The organism is Streptomyces sp. JLBJ103 (assembly GCF_058215575.1).
Window position 1 is genome coordinate 5,690,921 of the sequence record NZ_CM177089.1, and the last position, 20,453, is coordinate 5,711,373.

Below are 20,453 nucleotides of genomic sequence, written 5' to 3' on the forward strand. Positions count from 1 at the left end.
CGTACCGCCGGTACCGGCGGTGAAGCGAGGCGGTAGATGGAACGCAAGGGCAGGTTCTCCCAGTGGCTGCGTCGGCCGAGGAGCGGATCGGGCGGCGATACCGGCACGGGAGCGGGCGCCGGGGGCGTCCGCGAGGACCTGCTCATGGCCGCCGCGGCCGCGGGATTCCCGCTCGCGCCGGCCGCCCACCCGTCCGGCTACGGCTGTTCCTGTGACCGCATCGGCTGCCCCACCCCGGCCCGCCACCCCGTCTCCTTCGCCTGGCAGACCCAGGCCACCACCGACCCGGACAAGGTCGCCGGATGGCTGCGCGCCGATCCGCAGGCCAACTTCATCACCGCCACCGGCATCGTCCACGATGTGCTGGACGTCCCCGCGGACGCCGGACGGCAGGCCCTGGAGGCCCTCGGCGAGGCCGGGGTCGAGATCGGGCCCGTCGCCACCAGCAGCGCCGATCTCCAGCAGGGTCGGCTGCTGTTCTTCACCGCCACCCGCGGCACCCCGGACGATGAGGACGAGTGGTGGCCCTGTGAGCTGGACTGCCACCCCGAGACCATGGACGAGCACCCGGGGCTGCGCTGGCACTGTCGGGGCAGCTATGTGCTGATGCCACCCGCGCGGCTTCCCGCGGACGGCCATGTGGGCTGGCTGCTCGGCCCGGAGCGGCCGCTGCCCGATCCGCTGTCGCTGCTCGAGACGCTGACCGACGCCTGTGCCCGGTACGCCGACGAGGGCCACGACCACGACCACGTGGCCTGGCCGATGGGACGCTGAGCGGCCTCGCCGAAACTCGGTGCGGTCCGGTCGCGCCCCGAAGGGGCGCGGGGCTGTGTCGATGTGCGGCTCCGCCGCGTGGGCGGCCGGCCACGACGCGGCCGCTGACGAACGACGGCACTCTGCGGCACTTCGCGCGAAGCGCTGACGCGCCGGAGGGGTCACTCGCCCTTGGCCGCCGTCACACCCTCCAGCCGGTTGAGGAACACCACCTTGGGGTCCGCGGCGTCCTTCGCCGGGACCCGCACCGCCGACTCCGCGACCCGGGTCAGCGTGACCGCCTTCTTCGCCTCACCCGTCATCAGCGCCTTGATCTGCGCATCGGGGTTGGGCCGGAAACCCTTGGCCATCGTCTGCTTCTGGCGGTGCTGGGAGGTGAAGAACACCAGCGCCCCGCCGTCCTGGGTGCGCAGCCCCACCGGGGCGTAACGGTCGCCCTGCGCCGCGGTGTCGATGTACTCGGTCCAGAACTTCGGCGTCCGCAGGAACTTCTTCCGGGTCGCCCGTATCCCCGACGTCGCCTGACCGTCGGCGAAGATGTCGCCCTTGCCCGTCATCAAGTAGTCGGTGTACTCGGCGCTCAGCCGGTCCGGGCGGGTCGCGAGCCGACGAGCCGGGCCCTGGACCGCCACCGGCCGCGCCCAGCCGTCCTGGTCGGTCGCCAGGTCCGGCACCTCGTCCTGGCTGAGGATGGACAGATACGCGGCCTTCCACGGCTGGTCGGCACCGGCCCGGGTGAACACGAACAGCCAGCGGTTGTTGTCCCGGTTGCTGTTGGTGTCCGCGACGAAGAACTTGGGCCAGCCCACCTGCTTCGGGATCCGGTAGCGGGCCCCGGTCAGCTCCAGCGCCGGGAACTTCGGATTGCCCCCGGGCTTGTTGGCGTGCTGGGCCTTGAGATCCGCGGTGGTGATGGCCTCGAGCGGACCCGTCTGGACCTGACTGGCCAGAGACGGGTCCAGCTCGCGGTACGCCTTGTTGTAGGTGTCGGTGAACCGCTTGAGCGCCTTGGGCGCCTCAGCCCTTTCCACCGACGGAATGTTCTCCCGTTCGCCGTGCACCGTCATGCACCCGGTCAGCGCCGTCCCCAGCGCCAGTGCCGCCGCGGCCGTCCGAACTGCGGTCTGCCGACGGGGCGGCCTGGGTGTCATGGGGCTCCGGCTCCTTCGGGGCGCTTGCGGACGGCGACACCCTACCGGGGGCGAAGAAGAAGAACAGCGTGGGGATCAGATACAGCAGCCACACCGTGACCTGGAGCCACGTCGGGTCCGGCTGGAAGTTGAACACGCCCTTGAGCAGCGTGCCGTACCAGGAGTCCGGCGGAATCGTCGCGCTGACGTCGAAGGCCCGGTCGGTCAGCCCCGGCAGGAAGTCGGCCTCCTGGAGGTCGTGGAAGCCGTACGCCAGCACCCCGGCCGCCACCACGATCAGCATGCCGCCGGTCCAGGTGAAGAACTTCGCCAGGTTGATCCGGAGCGCGCCCCGGTAGAACAGCCAGCCCAGCACCACCGCGGTCAACAGCCCCAGCACCACACCGATCAGCGGGTCCGCGGTGCCGTTGTTGCTCGCCCGGACCGCCGTCCACACGAACAGCGCGGTCTCCAGGCCCTCCCGGCCCACCGCCAGGAAGGCGGTGACCACCAGTGCGCCGGTGCCCATCGCCAGCGCGGCGTCCAGCTTGCCGTGCAGCTCGGCCTTCAGATGGCGGGCGGTGCGCCGCATCCAGAAGACCATCCAGGTCACCAGGGCGACCGCGATGAGCGACAGCGAACCGCCCAGCGCCTCCTGCGCCTCGAAGGTCAGCTCCTGCGAACCGAACTCCAGCGCCGCGCCGAAGGACAGGCTGATCGCCACCGCGGTGGCGATCCCCAGCCACACCGGCCGCAGGGCGTCCCGCCGCTCGGTCTTGACCAGATAGGCGACCAGGATGCACACGACCAGGCTGGCTTCGAGCCCTTCGCGCAGACCGATCAGGTAGTTGCCGAACACGAGGTTCGCCTTCCTCTCAGGGGTCCTTCAGGAGAACAGCGCCCGGCCCCACCAGTCGTCCTTGTCCCGGACGCCCGGCGGAACGGCGAACAGCGCCGAACCCACGTGCTGGATGTACTCGTTGAGCGCGTCCTGCCGCGCGAGATTGCGCTGCACCGGTACGAACCCGTTGCGTACGTCGTGCTGGTAGGCCAGGAAGAACAGACCGGCGTCCAGCCGTCCCAGGCCGTCGGTGCCGTCGGTGAAGGAGTAGCCGCGGCGCAGCAGCCGCACCCCGCCGTTGGAGTCCGGGTGGGCGAGGCGGACATGGGCGTCGGGCAGCATCGCCTTGAGGTTGGGCTCGTCCCGCTCACGCTGCTTGCCGTACGGCGCACCCTCGCCCTTGTCCCGGCCGAAGATGTCCTCCTGCTCCTTGAGCGAGGTGCGGTCCCAGGTCTCGATGTGCATCCGGATGCGCCGGGCCACCAGGTAGGAGCCGCCCACCAGCCAGTCCGGGCCCGCCTTATCGCCCACCCACACATGCTTCTTCAGGGCCGCCTCGTCGGTGCCGGAGATGTTCCGGGTGCCGTCCTTGAAGCCCATCATGTTGCGCGGGGTCTGGGCCTCGGGAGTGGTCGAGGACGTCTTGCCGAAGCCCAGCTGCGACCAGCGGATGGCGACCGTACCCATGCCGATCCGGGCGAGGTTGCGGATGGCGTGCACGGCCACCTGTGGATCATCGGCGCACGCCTGGACGCACAGATCGCCGTCGCTGCGGGCCGCGTCGAGGTTGTCACCGGGGAAGGCGGGCAGATCGATCAGGGCCTTGGGACGGCGTCCCGCGAGGCCGAACCGGTCCTTGCCCTTCTTGTCCTCGAACAGGCTCGGTCCGAAGCCGATGGTGAGGGTGAGCCGGGACGCCTTGAGGCCGAGCGCCTCACCGGTGTCGTCCGGCGGAGCCTCCGCCAGGTCGCTGACCGCGCCACCGCCGACGGCGTGGCCCTGGGTCATCCGGGCGGCGGCCTTCGTCCACTCCTTCAGCATCGCGATCAGCGCGTCGCGGTCGTCGGTGGTGACGTCGAAGGCCGCGAAGTGCAGCCGGTCCTGCACCGCGGTGGCGATACCCGCCTGGTGCGTGCCGTAGAACGGCACCGCGGCACCGCTGTCGGCCACCGGCCGGGTCTTGTCCTCGCCGCCGGTCAAGGCGGCCGCCGTGCCTCCGGCGGCCGCGGCGCCGAGCGCGAGCCCGGCGCCTCCCCAGCCGATCAGGGCGCGGCGTGAGGGGCTCGTCACGTCCTCGTCGGTCATGTCCGGCTTCTCCCTGTCGCGTTGGCGTTCCATGGGTGTTCGGCAGCGGTGGTCACTTGACGACCACGGCGGCGGCGAGCTGCGACAGCGGCTCGGCCAGCGCGTTGACCGCGTCCGAGAGCTCCTTTCGCTCCGCCTTGGAGACGGTGTCGTAGGAGACGAAGCCGTCGCCCTTGCGGTAGCCGTCCAGCAGCTTCTTGACCGCCTTGAACTGCTGGTCCAGCTCCTTGGTCAGGGTGGGCTTCTTCTGGGAGGCCACCGGCCGCAGCAGGGTGTACGAGGTCTCGGCGCCCTCGACGTTGGCCTGGAAGTCCACCAGGTCGGTGTGGCTGTAGCGCTCCTCCTCACCGGTGACCTTGCCGGTCTGCACCTCGTCCAGCAGCTCCTTGGCGCCGTTGGCCATGGCGGTGGGGGTGATCTCGGCGGTGCCGACCCGCTTCTGCCAGTCCTTGAGGTCCTTCACCAGCAGGTCGGCGAGGTCCTTGTCGGCCTGGGTGATCTTCTTGGTCTTCCACAGGGACTTCTCGAGCCGGTGCCAGCCGGTCCACTTCTGGCCCTTCTCCAGACCGTCCTCGCGCACATCGACCTTGGGGTCGATGTCACCGAAGGACTCGGCGACCGGCTCGGTGCGCTCCCAGCCGATACGGGAGGGCGCGTACGCCTTCTTGGCGGCCTCGAGGTCGCCCTTCTTGACCGCGTCGGTGAACTTCTCGACCGCGGGCAGCGTTTCGTCGGCCTGGGTCTGGACATAGGTGCGGTACGCGGCGACCGCCTTGTCCAGCTTGGGGTCGCTCTTGGCGGCCTTGCCCTTGCCGGTGGCGGACACCTTCTGGCGGATGCCGTCGCCCTTCATCCCGGGCTTGCAGGCGATCTCGTAGGTACCGGACTTGACCTCGGCGTTGATCGTGGTCTTGGTGCCGGGGCCGATGTTCTCCCGCTCGGTGACGATCCGGTCGCCCGGGGCGTACACATAGACCTCGGTGACCTTGGAGCCCTTGTTCTCCACGGCCAGCTTGACGTGCCCGGCGGGGAAGGAGGTCTTGGAGACCTCGCACTTCTTGTCGGAGGCGGTCACCTGGACGGCGTCGGAGTCCTTGGCGTCGGACTTCTCGGCGCAGCCGGCGACGGCGGTGATCGTCGTCAGCGCCGATATCGCGGCGACAACAGAGGTGCGAGCGGCTCGCATACGGGCTCCAGGCAGGCTCAGGGGTGGAACGGGACGGACAAAACGGCACGGCGCGCCGATAAGGCTGCCCTAACTTAACTGAGGCTTGCCTGCACAGTTCCTATGGAGTCTCATGATTTGGTTATCACAAGGTAAAGATTTTGCCATGTGGCGCGTCACGACGTGGCGGAACCAACAGTTTCGTGGTCCGCGGCGCGGGCACGCGGGGAGAGCTCCTACGCGCTGAGCGGGAACTCCCGGCTCAGCTCCCGGAAGACCGCCATGTTCAGCGCGAACGCGCGCCGGCACTCCTCGATCACCCGCTGCTTCTCCAGATCGTCCACCGGCAGCGCGTCCAGCAGTGCGCGGTACTCCCGCTTGAAGGCGGCCGGGTTGCCGATCGCCTCGAAGACGTAGAACCGCACCCCGTCGCCCTTGCGCGCGAACCCCCAGTACTTCTCCGCCGTGCCCCGGATGATCTGGCCGCCGGACAGATCGCCGAGATAGCGGGTGTAGTGGTGGGCGACATAGCCCCCGGGCCACTCACGAACGCACCACCGAACCCGGTCCGCGTACGCCCGCGTGGCGGTCAACGGGGACAGTCCCGCGCGCCAGTCCGGGCCGCCGAGATGGGACAGATCGCGCTCCAGCGCGGCCATGCGGGCCAGTTCGGGCCGGATGAACGGTCCCGTCACCGGATCCGCCGCCAGAGCCTCGGGCGCGGACTCCAGTGCGTGGTAGACGAACCACAGCTGCTCGGTGTAGCGGCGGTAGGCCGCCACCCCGAGGCGGCCCCCGAGCAGGTCGCTCATGAACGTCGAGTTCTTGACCTCGTTGTGCGCCGCGTGCGAGGCGGTGGTGAGGAGGGTCGAGAACGGGGCGGGGGCGGCGGGTACGGCGTCCACGGTGGACCTCCGGGTACCAATGCGGATAGGTTAGGCTTACCTAAGTCGTGGAGCTCGCTCACGTCAATACTTTCCCGACAGGCTGTCGGGAAACCTCGACGCGTAGCTTCCGCCGCCCGCCACCCGCTTCCGGCGGGGCCGGGGTCACGGCAGGGTCAGGATCTCCGCGCCCGTCTCTGTCACTACCAGCGTGTGCTCGAACTGCGCTGTCCGCCTGCGGTCCTTGGTGACCACCGTCCAGCCGTCCTCCCACAGGTCGTACTCATGGGTGCCCAGCGTCAGCATCGGCTCGATGGTGAAGGTCATCCCCGGCTTGATCTCGGTCGTGTGGTGCGGGCTGTCGTAGTGCGGCACGATCAGGCCCGAGTGGAACGAGGTGTTGATGCCGTGGCCGGTGAAGTCGCGGACCACGCCGTAGCCGAAGCGCTTGGCGTACGACTCGATGACCCGGCCGATGATGTTGATCCGGCGGCCCGGCTTGACCGCCTTGATCGCGCGGTTGAGGGACTCCCGCGTCCGCTCCACCAGCAGCCGCGACTCCTCGTCCACCTCACCGCACAGATAGGTGGCGTTGTTGTCCCCGTGCACCCCGCCGATGTAGGCGGTGACGTCGAGGTTCACGATGTCGCCGTCGCGCAGCACGGTGCTGTCCGGGATGCCGTGGCAGATGACCTCGTTGAGCGAGGAGCACAGCGACTTGGGGAAGCCGCGGTAGCCCAGCGTCGACGGATAGGCGCCGTGGTCGCACATGTACTCGTGCGCCACCCGGTCCAGTTCGTCCGTGGTGACACCGGGCTCGATCAGCTTCGCGGCCTCCGCCATGGCACGCGCGGCGATCCGCCCCGCGATCCGCATCTTCTCGATCGTCTCGGCGTCCTGGACCTCGGGCCCCTCGTACGGAGTCGGGCCCTCCTTCCCGACGTACTCGGGCCGCGGGATCGAGGCGGGAACGGGGCGGGTGGGGGAGAGCGTCCCCGGGACAAGAAGCGACTGGCCAGACATATCAGCGAGTGTATCGGCGGCGCATCGGGCAGCATGGCGGCAAGGTCGGCGCCACGGTGCGCGACGGAGCGCGCGGAGAACGGAGAGCGGGATGGCACTGTTCAGGAAGAGAGCCGCGGGCAAGCCGGGCGAGTGGTACTACTGCCTCAAGCACGGCACGGTCGAGGAGGGCCCGGAGTGCCGCGCCGCCGACCGCATGGGGCCGTACGCCACCCGTGAGGAGGCCGGTCACGCGATGGAGACCGCGCGCGAGCGGAACGAGGAGTGGCAAAACGACCCCCGCTGGCAGGACGAGCCACGCGAAGACTGACTCCCTGACTCCCCGCCCTCGCATCCCGGTCGGGCTCAGGCCGGTGCGGGGGCGGCCTCGCGCACCTGGCGGGCGTGTTCGTCGGTGCGGGCGTCGTACGTCATCAGCCGCGGCAGGGTCAGCGCCAGCAGGCCCACGGACACCACACACGCCGCGCCGCCCGACCACACCGCCGCCCGCACCCCCGTGAGCCCGGCGACCGTACCCGCCCGGACCTGGCCCAGCTGCGGCCCGGTCGCGTAGGACAGCAGCTCGATACCGGCCAGCCGGCCCCGGAGCCGGTCGGGGATGGTCTGGTTCCACAGGGTGGCGCGGAACAGCCCGCTGACCATGTCGCCACCGCCCGCCACCGCCAGGCACAGCAGCACCAGCCAGACGTTGCCCAGCCAGCCCGCCGCGGCCATCGCCAGCCCCCATACCGCGGCGCCCAGCACCACCATCCGGCCGTGCCGGTGGATCCGGGTCGCCCAGCCGCTGGTGAGGCTGACCACCACCGAACCGACCGACCCCGCCGCGTACATCAGGCCCAGTGCCCAGGGCGCGTCCAGATCGTCGGCGAGGAACGGGAAGATCGCGTTCGGGAAGGCGAAGAACATCGCGGTCATGTCCACCGCGTAGGTGCCCAGCAGTTCCTTGCGCCGCCAGGCGTAGCGCGCGCCCTCGCCGATGGCGCGCAGCGACGGCTTCTCGGCGTCATGGGCGGGCGGCGCCGGGGACAGCCCGAAGGCGAGCAGCAGCGAGACGGCGAAGGTGAGCAGATCGAGGCCGTAGGCGAACGGCAGCCCGGCGTACGCCACGACCACACCGGCGAGCGAGGGGCCCGCGATGGCCGACAGCTGCCAGCGGATCGAGTTGAGCGCGGCTGCGGCCGTGAGCTGGTCGTGCGGCACGATCCGGGCCGTGACCGCGTCGATGGCCGGGCGTTGGAGGCCGACGAGCGCGCTGGTGAGCCCCGCGACGGCGTACAGCGGCCAGAGCATCGGTCCCGGCAGCAGGCTGTTGACCAGCAGGACGGCGGCGAGTACACCGAGTCCGGCCTCGGTGAGCAGGATCAGCTTCCGGCGGTCCAGGGCGTCCGCGAGCGCCCCGCCGTAGAGCCCGAAGACGACCAGCGGCACCAGTTCGACCGCCCCGATGGCGCCGACCGCGAAGGCCGAACCGGTCAGCTCCTTGATCTGGAGGGGCAGCGCCACCATCGTCAGAAAGCTGCCGAAGGCGGTCACCATCCCGGCGGTCCACATCAGCCGGAAGTCGCGGGAGGAACGCCAGGGCGCGAGGTCGGGGAGGAGGGCGCGCTTGCGCGCTCGATCGTCCGTGGGGGTCATGAGAGTTCATCGTCCGCTCGGTCCCGCCGGCCGGGCAACCCAATAAATCCGCGGCGTCACCAGCGGGGCGGTGGCGGGGCCGTCAGCTGTTCGGCGAGCCGTGCCAGCCGGTCGCGGAACCGGCGGCGGCCGGGCCTTGCGGGGAGGCTGTTCTCCCCGGCCGCCGCGCTCACCAGGTGCTGGACGGTGTCCAGGTCGAGCCCGGCGCCCTCCGGTACGCCCAGTGCGTCATGGGCCAGGGTGTGCAGTTCGGTGTCACCGCCGTCGAGGGCGAGTACGGTCGCGCCGCCCCGGCGCGCGTCGTGCACCCGCTCCAGCAGCCCGGCCCCGGGCTCGCCCGGCGCGACGACCAGCAGGGTCTCACCGCGCCCGGCGGCCTCCAGCCGTCCAAGACCCACCGCCAGATGCGCGGGGACCGGGCCGTCCGGCACCCGGTGGCGCACCAGGGTGGGAGACAGCTCGGGCAGGCCGGACCAGCCGGCCTCGTCGTCGAGGTGCGCGGCCAGGTGCCAGGGTTCGTACTCCTCGCTGCCGACCAGCAGCAGCCCGCCCTCCCGGGGCCCCACCGAGGCCCGTAGCGACCCGGCGAAGCGGCGGGTGCTCTGCAACCACTCGGTCCCGGCGAGCACTTCGCGCAGCAGCGCGACCCGTACGGCGTCCATGGCATCCGCATCTTGCCGGGGCGCGCGGTGCGGCGGAGCCGGTTCGCGCGGGCGTCACCCCTTCGAGCGGCGGCTTCCGTTCAGGCCCAGATAGCCGGCGTAGAGCAGTTGGACCACGCCGACGCAGCCCACCACCATCGCGGTCTTGACCTCGTTGACGAACGGGATGTCGAGTTCCCCGTCCAGCAGCCACAGGATCGCTCCACCGGCGAGCGTGAGGGCGCCTTCGACGAAGTTCTTGGGGGCCGGGGCCATGGTGACGGTCCTTCGAGCAGTGGGGATCGGAACGGATTCACGCTATGGCCGCGCCGCGACCCGCTCCTCGGCCTCGCGAAGGAGATCATCACGGCCCGCCGTCCATCGTTCGGAGGACGGGCGATCCCCCTGGCCTTTCCTTCTCGGCCGCGCCATCTCCAACTGTTCATGTGCCGTCTCTTGACGCTCTGTTGGACAAACCCTATGGTCGCCGCACACAAGGGACGTCCTACGTCCCATTTTTCTGGCTCGGCACTCGATTGCGACGGGGCATCGGGAGGGCTGATGGCAAGCGGTGCGGCAGGCTGCCCGTACGAGGTGTCCGTGCCCTACCGGGCGGGGACCGGGGGATACGCGAGCTACCGGATTCCGGCGGTGGTGCTGACCCGCGCGGGGACCCTGCTCGCCTTCGCCGAGGGGCGAGTGGGCTCCTCCGCCGACCACGGGGACATCGACCTGGTGGTCAAGCGATCGGCCGATGGCGGGCGCACCTGGAGCGCGTTACAGGTCGTCGCGCGCAACGGCGGCGGTACGGCGGGCAATCCGGCCCCCGTCGTGCTCACCGGCGGCGCCCACGACGGCCGCGTCCTGCTGGTGCGGGTGCACAGCGCCGCCTCCGCCGCCGAGGACCGGATCCGGCGCGGTGAGGTGTCCGCGGCCGACGGACGACGGGTGTGGATCGCCCACAGCGACGACGACGGCGCCGGCTGGAGCCCGCCCCGCGAGATCACCCAGCAGACCAAACGGCCGGAGTGGCGGTGGTACGCCACCGCCCCCGGCCACGCCCTCCAGCTGTGCCAGGGCCCGTACGCGGGCCGGATCGTGGTCCCGGCCAACCACTCGCTGCCACCGACCGTCCCCGGCGACGACGGCACCGAGGGCCGCTACAACGGCGGACACGCGCTGCTCAGCGATGACGAGGGCGAGACCTGGCGGATCGGGTACGTGGACGACAACCCCGACGGCTACGTCAACGTCAACGAGACGACCGCCGCCGAACTCCCCGACGGCCGGATCTACTTCAATACCCGTACCGACGCCACCGCCCCCGGCACCCGCGCCGACGCCTGCTCGCTCGACGGCGGCGCCACCCTGACCACCCCGTTCCGGCCGCAGGCCGGTCTGGTCACCCCCGTCGTCGAGGGCTGTGTGCTGCATCTGGGCACCCCGGACGTCCTGCTGTACTCCGGCCCGGCCGACCCCGGGTACCGGGCGCTGATGACGGTGCGCGCCAGTCGGGACGGCGGTGTCACCTGGCGCCCGGCGCACACCGTGGACGGGCTGCCCGCCGCCTATTCGGATCTGGTCCGGCTCGACGATCGCACGGTCGGACTGCTCTACGAGACCGGCGACTTCAGCGCCTACTCGACCATCACATTCCGGCGCATTCCGATGGAGGAGCTGGTATGAGCACATCAGACACACAGGGGTACGGAACCCCGCGCCGCGCCGTCCTCGGTGGCGCGGCCGCCACGGCCGCCGGGTTCGCCCTCGCGGGCTGTGGTTCGGACGACGACGGCGACAAGCCCGAGGGCCGTAAGAAGGGAGAGAAGATCACGCTCACCTTCTGGTCCTGGGTGCCGGGCATCGACAAGCCCGTCGCCCTGTGGAACCGCGAGAACCCCGAGGTACAGGTCAAGGTCGAGAAGGTCTCGGCCGTCGACGGCGCCCAGTACGCCAAGATGCACGCCGCCATCAAGGCGGGCAATCCGCCGGACCTCGGCCAGATCGAGTACCCGGTCGTGCCCAGCTTCCTCATCGACAACGGACTGCTGGACCTGACGAAATACGGGATCGCGCGGAGCAAGGGCGAGTTCATCGGCTGGCAGTGGCAGCAGTCCGTCTTCGGTAAGGCCGTGTACGCCGTTCCGCAGGCGTCGGGGCCGATGGGCCTGTTCATCCGCCAGGACCTCTTCGAGAAGTGGGCCGTGGAACCGCCCGCCACCTGGGAGGAGTACGCCGACGCCGCCGAGGCGATCCGTAAGAAGGGCGCCTGGATCGAGACCTTCTCGGCCACCAACGGCAATCGCTTCGCGGGGCTGGCCTGGCAGGCCGGGGCGCGCTGGTTCGGCACCGAGGGCGACACCTGGATCGTCTCCATCGACGACGAGCCCACCCGGAAGGTCGCCGACTACTGGCACGACCTGGTCCGGCGGAAGCTGATCAAGACCATTCCGGACCGGCAGAACGCCTGGTACAAGGATGTCCAGACCGGGGCGATGGCCTCCTGGCTCGGCGCCAGCTGGGGGGACGCGTTACTCGTCGGCAACGCGCCCAGAACGGCAGGCAAGTGGCGGGTGGTGCCCATGCCGCAGTGGAAGAAGGGCGACCACGCCTACGCCAACTGGGGCGGCTCCACCACCGCCGTCTTCGCCAAGAGCGCGTACCCCAAGGACGCGCTGGAGTTCGCGATCTGGCTCAACACCGATCCTGAGTCGATCAAGCTCCTGATCGAGAACGGCTATGGCACCCCCGCCGCCAAGAAGGGCTACGCCACCTCCGACCTCGACGTCCACAAGGACTTCTTCGACGGCCAGGAGTACAGCGAGGTGTTCGCCGAGGCGAGCAAGGGTGTGGACACCAGCTGGCGTTGGGGCCCGGCCACCGACACCCTCTATCAGCGGCTCGGCGACGCCTTCACCGCGGCCATCGGCAGCGGCGGCAGCTTCCGTTCGGTGCTGCGGAAGGTGCAGGGCGAGACGGTCAGGGACTTGAAGGAAAAGGGCCTGAAGGTGGCGGCCGGGTGAAACGGCCCAGCCGGACCGAGCTCCGCGGCGCGCGGGCGGCGGCCGGATTCCTGCTGCCTTTCCTCGCGCTGTTCCTCCTCTGCTTCATCGCGCCCATCGGCTACGCCCTCTACGAGAGCATGCTGAAGGTCGAGCGCACCGGCGCGCTCGGCCTCGGCGGCGAGAGCACAGAAGTGTGGGCGGGCTTCTCCAACTACGCGCACGCACTGGAGGACGACCGCTTCACCGCCGGATTCGGCAGGGTGCTGCTCTTCGGCGCGGTCCAGATCCCGCTGATGATCGCCTTCGCCACCGCGCTCGCCCTGCTGCTGGAGGCGGCGTCCGCGCGCTGGGTCGGCTTCTTCCGGACCGCCTTCTTCCTGCCGTACGGCGTCCCCGGGGTGATCGCGTCGATCCTGTGGGGCTTCCTCTACGTACCGGGGATCAGCCCGCTGGTGGAGATGGCCCACTCGGTCGGCTGGGACGTCGACTTCCTGGGCCGCTCCACTGTGCTGTGGTCCATCGCCAATATCGTCACCTGGCAGTTCACCGGCTACAACATGCTGGTGCTGATCGCCCAGCTGAAGGCCGTCCCGGGCGAGCTGTACGAGGCCGCGCGGATCGACGGGGCCGGTGCCTGGCAGGTGGCCCGGCACATCAAACTGCCGCTGATCCGGCCCGCGCTGGTGCTCACCACCGTCTTCAGCCTGATCGGCACCCTTCAGCTCTTCGCCGAACCCAAGGTGCTCAAACCGCTCAGCAACTCCATCGACTCCGGCTACACCCCCAATCTGGCCGCCTACAACGAGGCGTTCACCAGCAACAACCAGCACATCGCGGCGGCGGAGGCGGTGCTCCTCGCCCTGGTGGCGTGTGTGCTGTCCTTCGGCTTCCTCCGACTGGTGGGACAGCGCGGAAAGGACGGCGAGAGCAGGTGACCACCCAGCTCACCGAGGACCTCCCGGCCGATGGCACCCCCGGGGCGGACCGTGGCCCGCGCGCAAAGGGCCGTCGCCGGGGCCGCCGGAACGGAGGGCGGCGGAGCGGAGGCCGGCGGCCTCCGCTGCGGCACCGGATCATCACCGTCTCGCTGCTCACCATCGCCGCCCTGTACTTCCTCACCCCCGTCTACTGGCTGGCGGTCTCGGCCACCAAGTCCAGCAGTGACCTCTTCGGCACCTTCGGCTTCTGGTTCCATGACCCCCACCCGCTGGACAATCTCCACCAGGTGGTCGGCTACGACGACGGCATCTACGTCCGCTGGTTCCTCAACAGCCTGATGTACGCGGGCGTCGGCGCGCTCGTCGCCACCCTGCTGTCGGCCGCCGCGGGCTACGCCCTGGCCAAGTACCGCTTCCCCGGCCGAGAGGGGATCTTCAACGTGGTGCTCGCCGGAGTGCTCATCCCCGGCACCGCGCTGGCCCTGCCGCTGTATCTGCTGTTCAGCGAGATGGGCTTGGCCAACACCTATGCGGCGGTGCTCATCCCGAGCGTCGTCAGCCCCTTCGGCGTCTATCTGTGCCGGATCTACGCGGCCGCCGCCGTCCCCGACTCGCTGCTGGAGGCGGCCCGGATCGACGGCGCGGGGGAGGCCCGGATCTTCTCCACCCTGGGGCTGCGGCTGATGACCCCGGCCCTGGTCACCGTCTTCCTCTTCCAGTTCGTGCACATCTGGAACAACTTCTTCCTGCCGCTGGTGATGCTCTCGGACTCCGATCTCTATCCGATCCAGCTGGGCCTGACCTCCTGGCAGGGCTACGCCGACCGGCAGCCGGAGCTGTACCAGTACACGGTGGGCGGTGCGCTGCTGTCCGTTCTGCCGCTGATGGTGCTGATGGGTGTGCTCCAGCGGTACTGGCGCACCGGGCTGACCGAGGGGAGCGTGAAGGCGTGAGAAGGGCGTGACAGTATCACTGTCATGACTACTTCTGATGGTGCGCCGCCCGAGACCACCGCCCCCGCGAAGAAGGCCCCCGCCAAGGACCCCTGGGACCTCCCCGATGTGTCCGGCCTGGTCGTCGGCGTCCTCGGCGGCACCGGTGACCAGGGCCGCGGCCTCGCCTACCGGCTGGCCCGAGCGGGCCAGAAGGTGATCATCGGCTCGCGCGCCGCCGAGCGCGCGCAGACCGCCGCCGAGGAGTTGGGTGGCGCCGGACTGGGCGTCGAGGGCGCCGACAACGCCGAATGCGCCCGGCGCAGCGACATCGTGATCGTCGCCGTGCCGTGGGAGGGCCATGCCAAGACACTGGAGTCGCTGCGCGAGGAGCTCAGCGGCAAGCTGGTCGTCGACTGCGTCAACCCGCTGGGCTTCGACAAGAAGGGCGCGTTCGCCCTGAAGCCGGAGGAGGGCAGCGCTGCCGAGCAGGCCGCCGCGCTGCTGCCGGACTCCCGGGTCACCGCCGCGTTCCACCATCTGTCGGCCGTCCTGCTCCAGGACCCGGCGATCGAGCGGATCGACACCGATGTGATGGTGCTGGGCGAGTCCCGCGCGGACACCGATGTGGTCCAGGCCCTGGCCGCGCGGATCCCCGGGATGCGGGGGGTCTTCGCCGGACGGCTGCGCAACGCCCACCAGGTCGAGTCGCTGGTGGCAAACCTGATCTCGGTCAACCGCCGCTACAAGGCCCATGCGGGGCTGCGCGTCACGGACATCTGAGCGGTCGCGGGCGGCCCTCCGCCGTGCGCGGCGGGCTGCCGCACCTGAAGCGAGGGGGCATGGGGGACAATGTCCGGGAAGCCGAGAACACCCCCCGACAGGAGCCTCACCCCATGCCCCGCCTCGCGATCTACGCCTTCGTCGTCTGCGTCCTCGCCATCGCCGCGGCCGTGGTGTCCTTCGCCCGGGGCAGCTTCCTGGGGGTGGTGTGGATCCTGCTCGCGGGCGTCTCGTCCAACATGACCTGGTACTACGTGCGCAAGGCGCGGATGGACCGGGCCGCGGCGCGTGAGGTCACCGGCTGACGCGCCAGGTGCTGTGGGCTGATCCCCGCTAGACGCCGACTCCGGGGAACTGGGGCTCGCCCTGCCAGAACCGGAAGAACTCCTGACCCCAGTAGGTGTCCCATTCGGTCACCCCCAGCGCCCCCATGATCGCGTCCACCGCGTGGAAGAAGCCCTCGTTGACCTCCGGGATCCACAGCACCCCGAAGACCGCGAGCAGCCCGAACGGCGCGTACGGCTCCACCTGCCGCCGCACCCGGTACGACAGCCAGGGCTCGATCACTCCGTAGCCGTCCAGACCCGGCACCGGCAGTGAGTTCAGGATCGCCGCGGTGACCTGGAGCAGCGCCAGGAACGCCAGCGCGTAACGGAAGACCTCCGGCACCCGGTCCACCGCGCCCAGCCAGAACGGCGCGGTCAGTACGGCGGCGAACAGCACATTGGTGAGCGGCCCGGCCGCCGATATCAGACTGTGCTTCCAGCGCCCCCGGATCCGGTGCTGCTCGATGAACACCGCCCCGCCCGGCAGCCCGATCCCGCCCATGATCACGAAGATGACGGGCAGCACGATGCTCAGCGCGACATGGGTGTACTTCAGCGGGTTCAGGGTCAGATAGCCCTTCGCCCCGACGGACAGATCACCACCGTGCAGCGCGGTGCGGGCATGCGCGTACTCGTGCAGACACAGCGAGACGATCCAGCCGGAGACGACGAACAGGAAGACGGCAAAACCGGGGCTCGCGGAGTAGTCCGTCCACACCGCCCACGCGGATACGCACATGATCGCGACCAGCCCGAGAAAGACAGGGCTGATCCGCCGTTCGCGGCGGCTGACTGCGGTGGTCATCGGGTGGGCTCTCCGTACGGGGTGATGATCACTGGCGATAGAACGATGACCAGTGTGCGCATAGTTCCGGGCAAGGGGGAACAGGGGTGATCGGCGCCACATGGGTGGGGTGGCCAGCGGCTAGTCTGGGACCAACCTGGCCAGGGAGGAAACATGACGATCGCGGAGGACAGGGCGGTGGATCTGGAGGAGCAGATTCGGCTGCCCCGGAGCATGCGGCTGCGGCTGACCAGGAACGGACTGACGTTGGTACCCATCACCCAAGCGCACTGGACGACGCAGCGGCGCATTGCCGGCCAGATCGAGCAGAGCCTGCCGGGCTGGACAGCGGTCGGAGAGTTCAAAGTGGTACCGCCCCGGGAGGGCTACAGTCCGGAGCCGGATGTGTCGGCCGTGCCGAGCGACAAGGTGCTTCCGCGCGACAGCAAGCTTCCGGAAGACCTGCTCCGCTTCGTCATCGAGGTCGTCTCTCCGGAGAGCGCCGAGCGGGACTACAGCACGAAGTCCGACCATTACGCACTGCGCCGTATCGAGGCGTACTTGGTGGTCAATGTGCTCACCGCCCGCTGGACGCTGCTCACCCGCCCCGAGAACGGGAGCTATCAGCACTCCGTGTCCGGCACCTTCGGCGAGAAGATCGAGATTCCGGTGGAGGACCAGACGCTCGTTCTCGACTCATCGCAGTTCATGAGGGTCTGAGGCTGACGTCCGGCCGCGCGGGGCATCGACCAGAATGGGCCCGTGCGCTATGCCATCCTCGGCACCACCCAGGCCCACCGCGACGACGGCAGTCCCGTCGAGCTCGGAGGCGCTCGGCTGCGCGCGCTGCTGACTGCGCTTGCGCTGAGGCCCGGGCGGCTGTGCACCACCAGGGCCCTCATCGCGGACATCTGGGGCGCCGACCCGCCCGCCGACGAGCACGGCGCGCTCCAGGCCCTCGTCGGACGGCTGCGCCGCGCGCTGGGCAAGGAGGCCGTGGACTCCGCGCCGGGCGGCTACCGGCTGGGTGCGGACCCCGACGACATCGATCTGCACCGCTTCGAGCGGCTCGCGGAGCAGGGCGCCCGCGCCCTCGCCGACGGCGCCCCGGAGCGGGCTGCCGACCTCCTCGGCACCGCCCTGGCGCTGTGGCGCGGGCCCGCCCTCGTGGATCTGCCGGGTGGCGCGGCGGCGGCCACCCGTGCCGAGGCTCGCCGCCTGGACGCGCGCCGCGTCCGGTTCGCTGCCGACCTCGCCCTCGGCCGGGCCGCCCAGGCCCTTCCGGCGCTCACCGAACTCTGCGCTGCGCACCGGCTGGACGAGCCCCTGCACGCCCTGCGTATCCGCGCCCTGCGCGACACCGGCCGTCCGGCGGAGGCGCTCGCCGCGTACGAGACGATCCGCGCCGAGATCGCCACCCGCCTGGGCGCCGACCCCGGCCCCGAACTCCGCGCCCTCCACGCGGCCTTGCTGGCCCCGGAACCGGCCCCGGCCCCGACCGCGTCCGGGCCCGCCGCCGGTCCGTCGGCGTCGCCGCTGTTGGCCGTGCCGGGCTCGGGCTCCACGGCTCCGGCCGCCCCCGGGGCTCCGGCCGCCCCCGCCGCGTCCGCGCCCCCGCCTCACCCGGTGGGCCCACCCGGGGGCGGGAACCTCCGGGCTCGGCTCACCAGCTTCGTCGGGCGGGAGGCCGATCTGGAGGGACTGCGCGGGGACCTCGCCCGGCATCGGCTGGTGACCCTGCTCGGGCCCGGCGGGGCCGGGAAGACACGGCTGTCGCAGGAGGCCGCCGAGGCGGTCGGCCCCGTCTGGCCGGATGGGGTGTGGCTGGCCGAACTGGCGCCCGTCGACGACCCGGAGACGGTGCCGGAGACGGTGCTCACCGCGCTCGGCGGGCGCGAGACCGTCATTCGCGGCACCGCGGCGGAGGGGCTGCGTGCCGCCGCCGACCCCGCCACCCACGATCCGCTCACCCGGCTCGTGGAGCACTGTGAACCCCGTCGCATGCTGATCGTGCTCGACAACTGCGAACACCTCGTCGAGGCGGCGGCCCGGCTCGCCGATACGCTGCTGGCCCGCTGCCCCGGCGTGACCGTCCTGGCCACCAGCCGCGAACCGCTCGCCGTGCCCGGAGAGCTGGTCCGGCCCGTCGAACCGCTGCCGGACCCGGTCGCGCTGCGGCTGCTCCAGGACCGGGGCGCGGCGGCGCGGCAGGGCTTCCGTACGGAGGACGACCCGGGCGCCTGCGCCGAGATCTGCCGGCGTCTCGACGGACTGCCCCTGGCCATCGAACTGGCCGCCGCCCGGCTGCGGTTGCTCAACCCCCGGCAGCTCGCCGACCGCCTCGACGACCGGTTCCGGCTGCTGACGAGCGGCAGCAGAACCGTGCTGCCCCGCCAGCAGACGCTGCGTGCCGTCGTCGACTGGTCCTGGGATCTGCTCACCACCCGTGAACGCACCGTCCTGCGCCGTCTGTCGGTCTTCGCGGGCGGCTGCGACCTCCCGACCGCCGAAGCGGTCTGCGCGGATACGGAATCCAGGGCTCCCGCCGACGCCGTCGATTCACGGGACGTGGCCGCCCTGCTCGGGTCACTTGTCGACAAATCTCTTGTGGTGGCCGCACCCGGGGCGACCGGGGAGATGCGCTACCGGCTGCTGGAGACCGTCGCCGAGTACGCGGGGGAGCGGCTCGACGAGGCGGCGGAGCGGGCCGCGGTCGAGCGGCGCCACCTCGTGGCGTACCGGGAACTGGCCCGTACCGCCGACCCGTTGCTGCGCGGGCCCGCCCAACGCGAGTGGCTGGACCGGCTGGAGAGCGAGCACGAGAATCTGCGCACCGCGCTGCGCCGCGCGGTCGCCGTCCGCGATGAGCAGGAGGCGCTGTGCCTGGTGCTCTCCCTCGGCTGGTTCTGGAATCTGCGCGGCCACCGCGCGGACGCCCGCCACTGGGCCACGGCCGCCGCGGAGCTCGGCCCGAACCCGTTCGCCCCGCCGGTGACCCCCGCCCCGCCGCTGCACATCAGCTGTATCGACGCCCCGCCGCCGATGTCGCCGGAGCTGCTGGACGAAGCACGCCGCGGCGTACGGCTGTTCGCGCTGGCCAACATCGAGGGTGACCTCCAGGTCGTCGCGAACGAGACCGGCCGGCGCGAGCTGGAGGGCATCGCCGCCGCCTACCGGGCGGGGCCGCCGCAGGCCTGTCGGCTCCCGGGTGTCCTCTGGTTCTTCGCGGTGATCATCAAGGGGGATTTCGACCTGTTGCGGGGGATGGCCGACGAAACCGTGCGCACCTGCCGGGAGTTGGGCTACACCTGGGAGCTGGCCTTCATCCTCCAGCTGCGCTCCAAACTGCTCAACGAGCGCAGCGGCTGGTGCCAGGGCGCGACCCGCGACGCCGACGAGAGCCTGGAGATCTTCCTTGGGCTCGGTGACGCCTGGGGCGCGGCCGAGGCGCTGTCCGGCCGCGGCGAGGCGCGGGAGCAGAGGGGCGAGGGCGCGGCCGCCGCCGAGGACTACCGCGCGGCGATCCGCTGGGCCCAGGACCTGGGAGCCCATGAGCAGGTGGTGCTGCTCCGGTCCCGGCTGGCCGGGCTGTTCGTGGAGTTCGGGGACGAGGAGGAGGCCGCCGAGGGGGAGCGGATGCTCCGTGAGGTGGTCGACCGGGGACCGCAGGCGGGCGCCGAGGCCCTGTCGTACGCCCGGATGCATCTGGCCGTGCGCTACGGCAGCACGGGCCGGATCGCGGAGGCGCGCGCCCAGCTGGGCGCGCTGCACACGGAGTTCGAGGTGCGGGCGCTGCAACTGTTCCAGGGCATCGCGGAGGGGATGCTGGCCTGGCTGGATCTGAGGGAGCGGCGGCCGGGCGACGCCCTGGAGCGGGTGCGCACCGCGCTGACGAAGACGACGGACCGGATGACCGAGCTGATCGCGCCGTTCATCCCGGTGACCCAGCTGCTGACCGGGGCCGAGGCGCTGGGCGAGCTCGGCGGCGCGCGGCGGGCCGAGACCGCGGCGCGGCTGGTGGGGGCGTACGACGAGCTGCGCAGCCCGCAGACGCACCGGCGCACCACCATCGAGCGTGCGAGTCGGGTGCGCACCGAGACCGTGGTGCGGACCGCGCTCGGGGACGCGGTGTACAAGCGGGCGTACGGCGAGGGCACCGGCCTCACGCTGGAGGAGGCCATCGCCCTGGTCTGAACCCCGGCCCGGACCGCGTGGGCAACGACCGCGCCCATGGCCTCGACCGCCGGCCAGGTGCGCTGCCCCCCGTGCGGCACACATGGTCGGCGG

General features: G+C 70.9%; 20 protein-coding genes. 10 read left to right on the forward strand and 10 right to left on the reverse strand.

Annotation, left to right across the window (positions count from 1 at the left end; translation table 11 throughout):
• The first annotated feature begins 36 nt into the window (after positions 1-36).
• The gene (locus tag AC4BEG_RS25180; RefSeq protein ID WP_490702018.1) at positions 37-774 is read left to right on the forward strand and encodes a bifunctional DNA primase/polymerase; all 738 of its coding nucleotides are present in this window, start codon (positions 37-39) and stop codon (positions 772-774) included.
• 161 nt (positions 775-935) lie between these two features.
• On the opposite strand, the gene AC4BEG_RS25185 is transcribed toward AC4BEG_RS25180, so the two are convergent.
• The 6 genes from AC4BEG_RS25185 to map form a co-directional block, all read right to left on the reverse strand.
• Positions 936-1,871 (reverse strand): SCO2278 family lipoprotein, encoded by a 936-nt coding sequence (locus AC4BEG_RS25185; protein WP_490707182.1) that lies wholly within the window; start codon positions 1,869-1,871, stop codon positions 936-938.
• Positions 1,792-2,763, reverse strand: a complete 972-nt coding sequence (gene efeU, locus AC4BEG_RS25190) for an iron uptake transporter permease EfeU (protein WP_490702019.1) — start codon at positions 2,761-2,763, stop codon at positions 1,792-1,794. The genes AC4BEG_RS25185 and efeU overlap by 80 nt, the downstream gene beginning before the upstream one ends.
• 27 nt (positions 2,764-2,790) lie before the next feature.
• Entirely contained in the window at positions 2,791-4,050 is a 1,260-nt protein-coding gene (gene efeB, locus AC4BEG_RS25195) for an iron uptake transporter deferrochelatase/peroxidase subunit (RefSeq protein WP_490702020.1), read from the reverse strand.
• Between the two features lie 52 nt (positions 4,051-4,102).
• A complete protein-coding gene (gene efeO, locus AC4BEG_RS25200) occupies positions 4,103-5,236 on the reverse strand; it encodes an iron uptake system protein EfeO (protein ID WP_490702021.1) in 1,134 nt (377 codons plus the stop codon).
• Positions 5,237-5,451: 215 nt separating this feature from the next.
• Positions 5,452-6,120 carry a biliverdin-producing heme oxygenase gene (locus tag AC4BEG_RS25205; RefSeq protein WP_490702022.1) on the reverse strand — a complete coding sequence of 223 codons (669 nt, stop codon included), beginning with the start codon at positions 6,118-6,120 and terminating at the stop codon, positions 5,452-5,454.
• A gap of 144 nt (positions 6,121-6,264) precedes the next feature.
• Positions 6,265-7,122: a type I methionyl aminopeptidase gene (gene map, locus AC4BEG_RS25210; protein WP_490702023.1), complete on the reverse strand. Its 858-nt coding sequence runs from the start codon at positions 7,120-7,122 to the stop codon at positions 6,265-6,267.
• Positions 7,123-7,213: 91 nt separating this feature from the next.
• Here map and AC4BEG_RS25215 point away from each other — a divergent pair, with 91 nt between their 5' ends.
• Positions 7,214-7,432 carry a hypothetical protein gene (locus AC4BEG_RS25215; RefSeq protein ID WP_490702024.1) on the forward strand — a complete coding sequence of 73 codons (219 nt, stop codon included), beginning with the start codon at positions 7,214-7,216 and terminating at the stop codon, positions 7,430-7,432.
• A gap of 35 nt (positions 7,433-7,467) precedes the next feature.
• On the opposite strand, the gene AC4BEG_RS25220 is transcribed toward AC4BEG_RS25215, so the two are convergent.
• Genes AC4BEG_RS25220 through AC4BEG_RS25230 form a run of 3 tightly spaced genes read right to left on the reverse strand, consistent with a single transcriptional unit; the run spans position 7,468 to position 9,674 of the window.
• Positions 7,468-8,757: an MFS transporter gene (locus AC4BEG_RS25220; RefSeq protein ID WP_490702025.1), complete on the reverse strand. Its 1,290-nt coding sequence runs from the start codon at positions 8,755-8,757 to the stop codon at positions 7,468-7,470.
• A gap of 56 nt (positions 8,758-8,813) precedes the next feature.
• On the reverse strand, positions 8,814-9,419 hold the full coding sequence (locus AC4BEG_RS25225) for a hypothetical protein (RefSeq protein WP_490702026.1): 606 nt from the start codon (positions 9,417-9,419) through the stop codon (positions 8,814-8,816).
• Positions 9,420-9,473: 54 nt separating this feature from the next.
• On the reverse strand, positions 9,474-9,674 hold the full coding sequence (locus AC4BEG_RS25230) for a DUF5708 family protein (RefSeq protein ID WP_490702027.1): 201 nt from the start codon (positions 9,672-9,674) through the stop codon (positions 9,474-9,476).
• A gap of 285 nt (positions 9,675-9,959) precedes the next feature.
• Here AC4BEG_RS25230 and AC4BEG_RS25235 point away from each other — a divergent pair, with 285 nt between their 5' ends.
• The 6 genes from AC4BEG_RS25235 to AC4BEG_RS25260 all read left to right on the forward strand — a co-directional run bounded on the left by AC4BEG_RS25235 (position 9,960) and on the right by AC4BEG_RS25260 (position 15,361).
• On the forward strand, positions 9,960-11,084 hold the full coding sequence (locus tag AC4BEG_RS25235) for a sialidase family protein (protein ID WP_490702028.1): 1,125 nt from the start codon (positions 9,960-9,962) through the stop codon (positions 11,082-11,084).
• Positions 11,081-12,421, forward strand: coding sequence for an ABC transporter substrate-binding protein (locus tag AC4BEG_RS25240; RefSeq protein WP_490702029.1), 1,341 nt, complete (start codon positions 11,081-11,083; stop codon positions 12,419-12,421). The genes AC4BEG_RS25235 and AC4BEG_RS25240 overlap by 4 nt, the downstream gene beginning before the upstream one ends.
• Positions 12,418-13,338, forward strand: coding sequence for a carbohydrate ABC transporter permease (locus tag AC4BEG_RS25245; protein WP_490702030.1), 921 nt, complete (start codon positions 12,418-12,420; stop codon positions 13,336-13,338). The genes AC4BEG_RS25240 and AC4BEG_RS25245 overlap by 4 nt, the downstream gene beginning before the upstream one ends.
• Entirely contained in the window at positions 13,335-14,294 is a 960-nt protein-coding gene (locus tag AC4BEG_RS25250) for a carbohydrate ABC transporter permease (protein WP_490702031.1), read from the forward strand. Before AC4BEG_RS25245 ends, AC4BEG_RS25250 begins: the two co-directional genes overlap by 4 nt.
• A 24-nt stretch (positions 14,295-14,318) precedes the next feature.
• A complete protein-coding gene (npdG, locus tag AC4BEG_RS25255; RefSeq protein ID WP_490702032.1) occupies positions 14,319-15,056 on the forward strand; it encodes an NADPH-dependent F420 reductase in 738 nt (245 codons plus the stop codon).
• A gap of 113 nt (positions 15,057-15,169) precedes the next feature.
• Entirely contained in the window at positions 15,170-15,361 is a 192-nt protein-coding gene (locus AC4BEG_RS25260) for a hypothetical protein (protein WP_490702033.1), read from the forward strand.
• 28 nt (positions 15,362-15,389) lie between these two features.
• Here the strand turns inward: AC4BEG_RS25260 and AC4BEG_RS25265 are convergent, their stop codons facing one another.
• A complete protein-coding gene (locus tag AC4BEG_RS25265) occupies positions 15,390-16,187 on the reverse strand; it encodes a site-2 protease family protein (RefSeq protein ID WP_490702034.1) in 798 nt (265 codons plus the stop codon).
• Positions 16,188-16,340: 153 nt separating this feature from the next.
• On the opposite strand from AC4BEG_RS25265, the gene AC4BEG_RS25270 reads away from it, so the two are divergent.
• Together AC4BEG_RS25270 and AC4BEG_RS25275 are read left to right on the forward strand one after the other, a co-directional pair.
• Positions 16,341-16,886, forward strand: coding sequence for a Uma2 family endonuclease (locus AC4BEG_RS25270; protein WP_490702035.1), 546 nt, complete (start codon positions 16,341-16,343; stop codon positions 16,884-16,886).
• Between the two features lie 42 nt (positions 16,887-16,928).
• Entirely contained in the window at positions 16,929-20,360 is a 3,432-nt protein-coding gene (locus AC4BEG_RS25275) for an AfsR/SARP family transcriptional regulator (RefSeq protein WP_490702036.1), read from the forward strand.
• Positions 20,361-20,453: the final 93 nt, after the last annotated feature.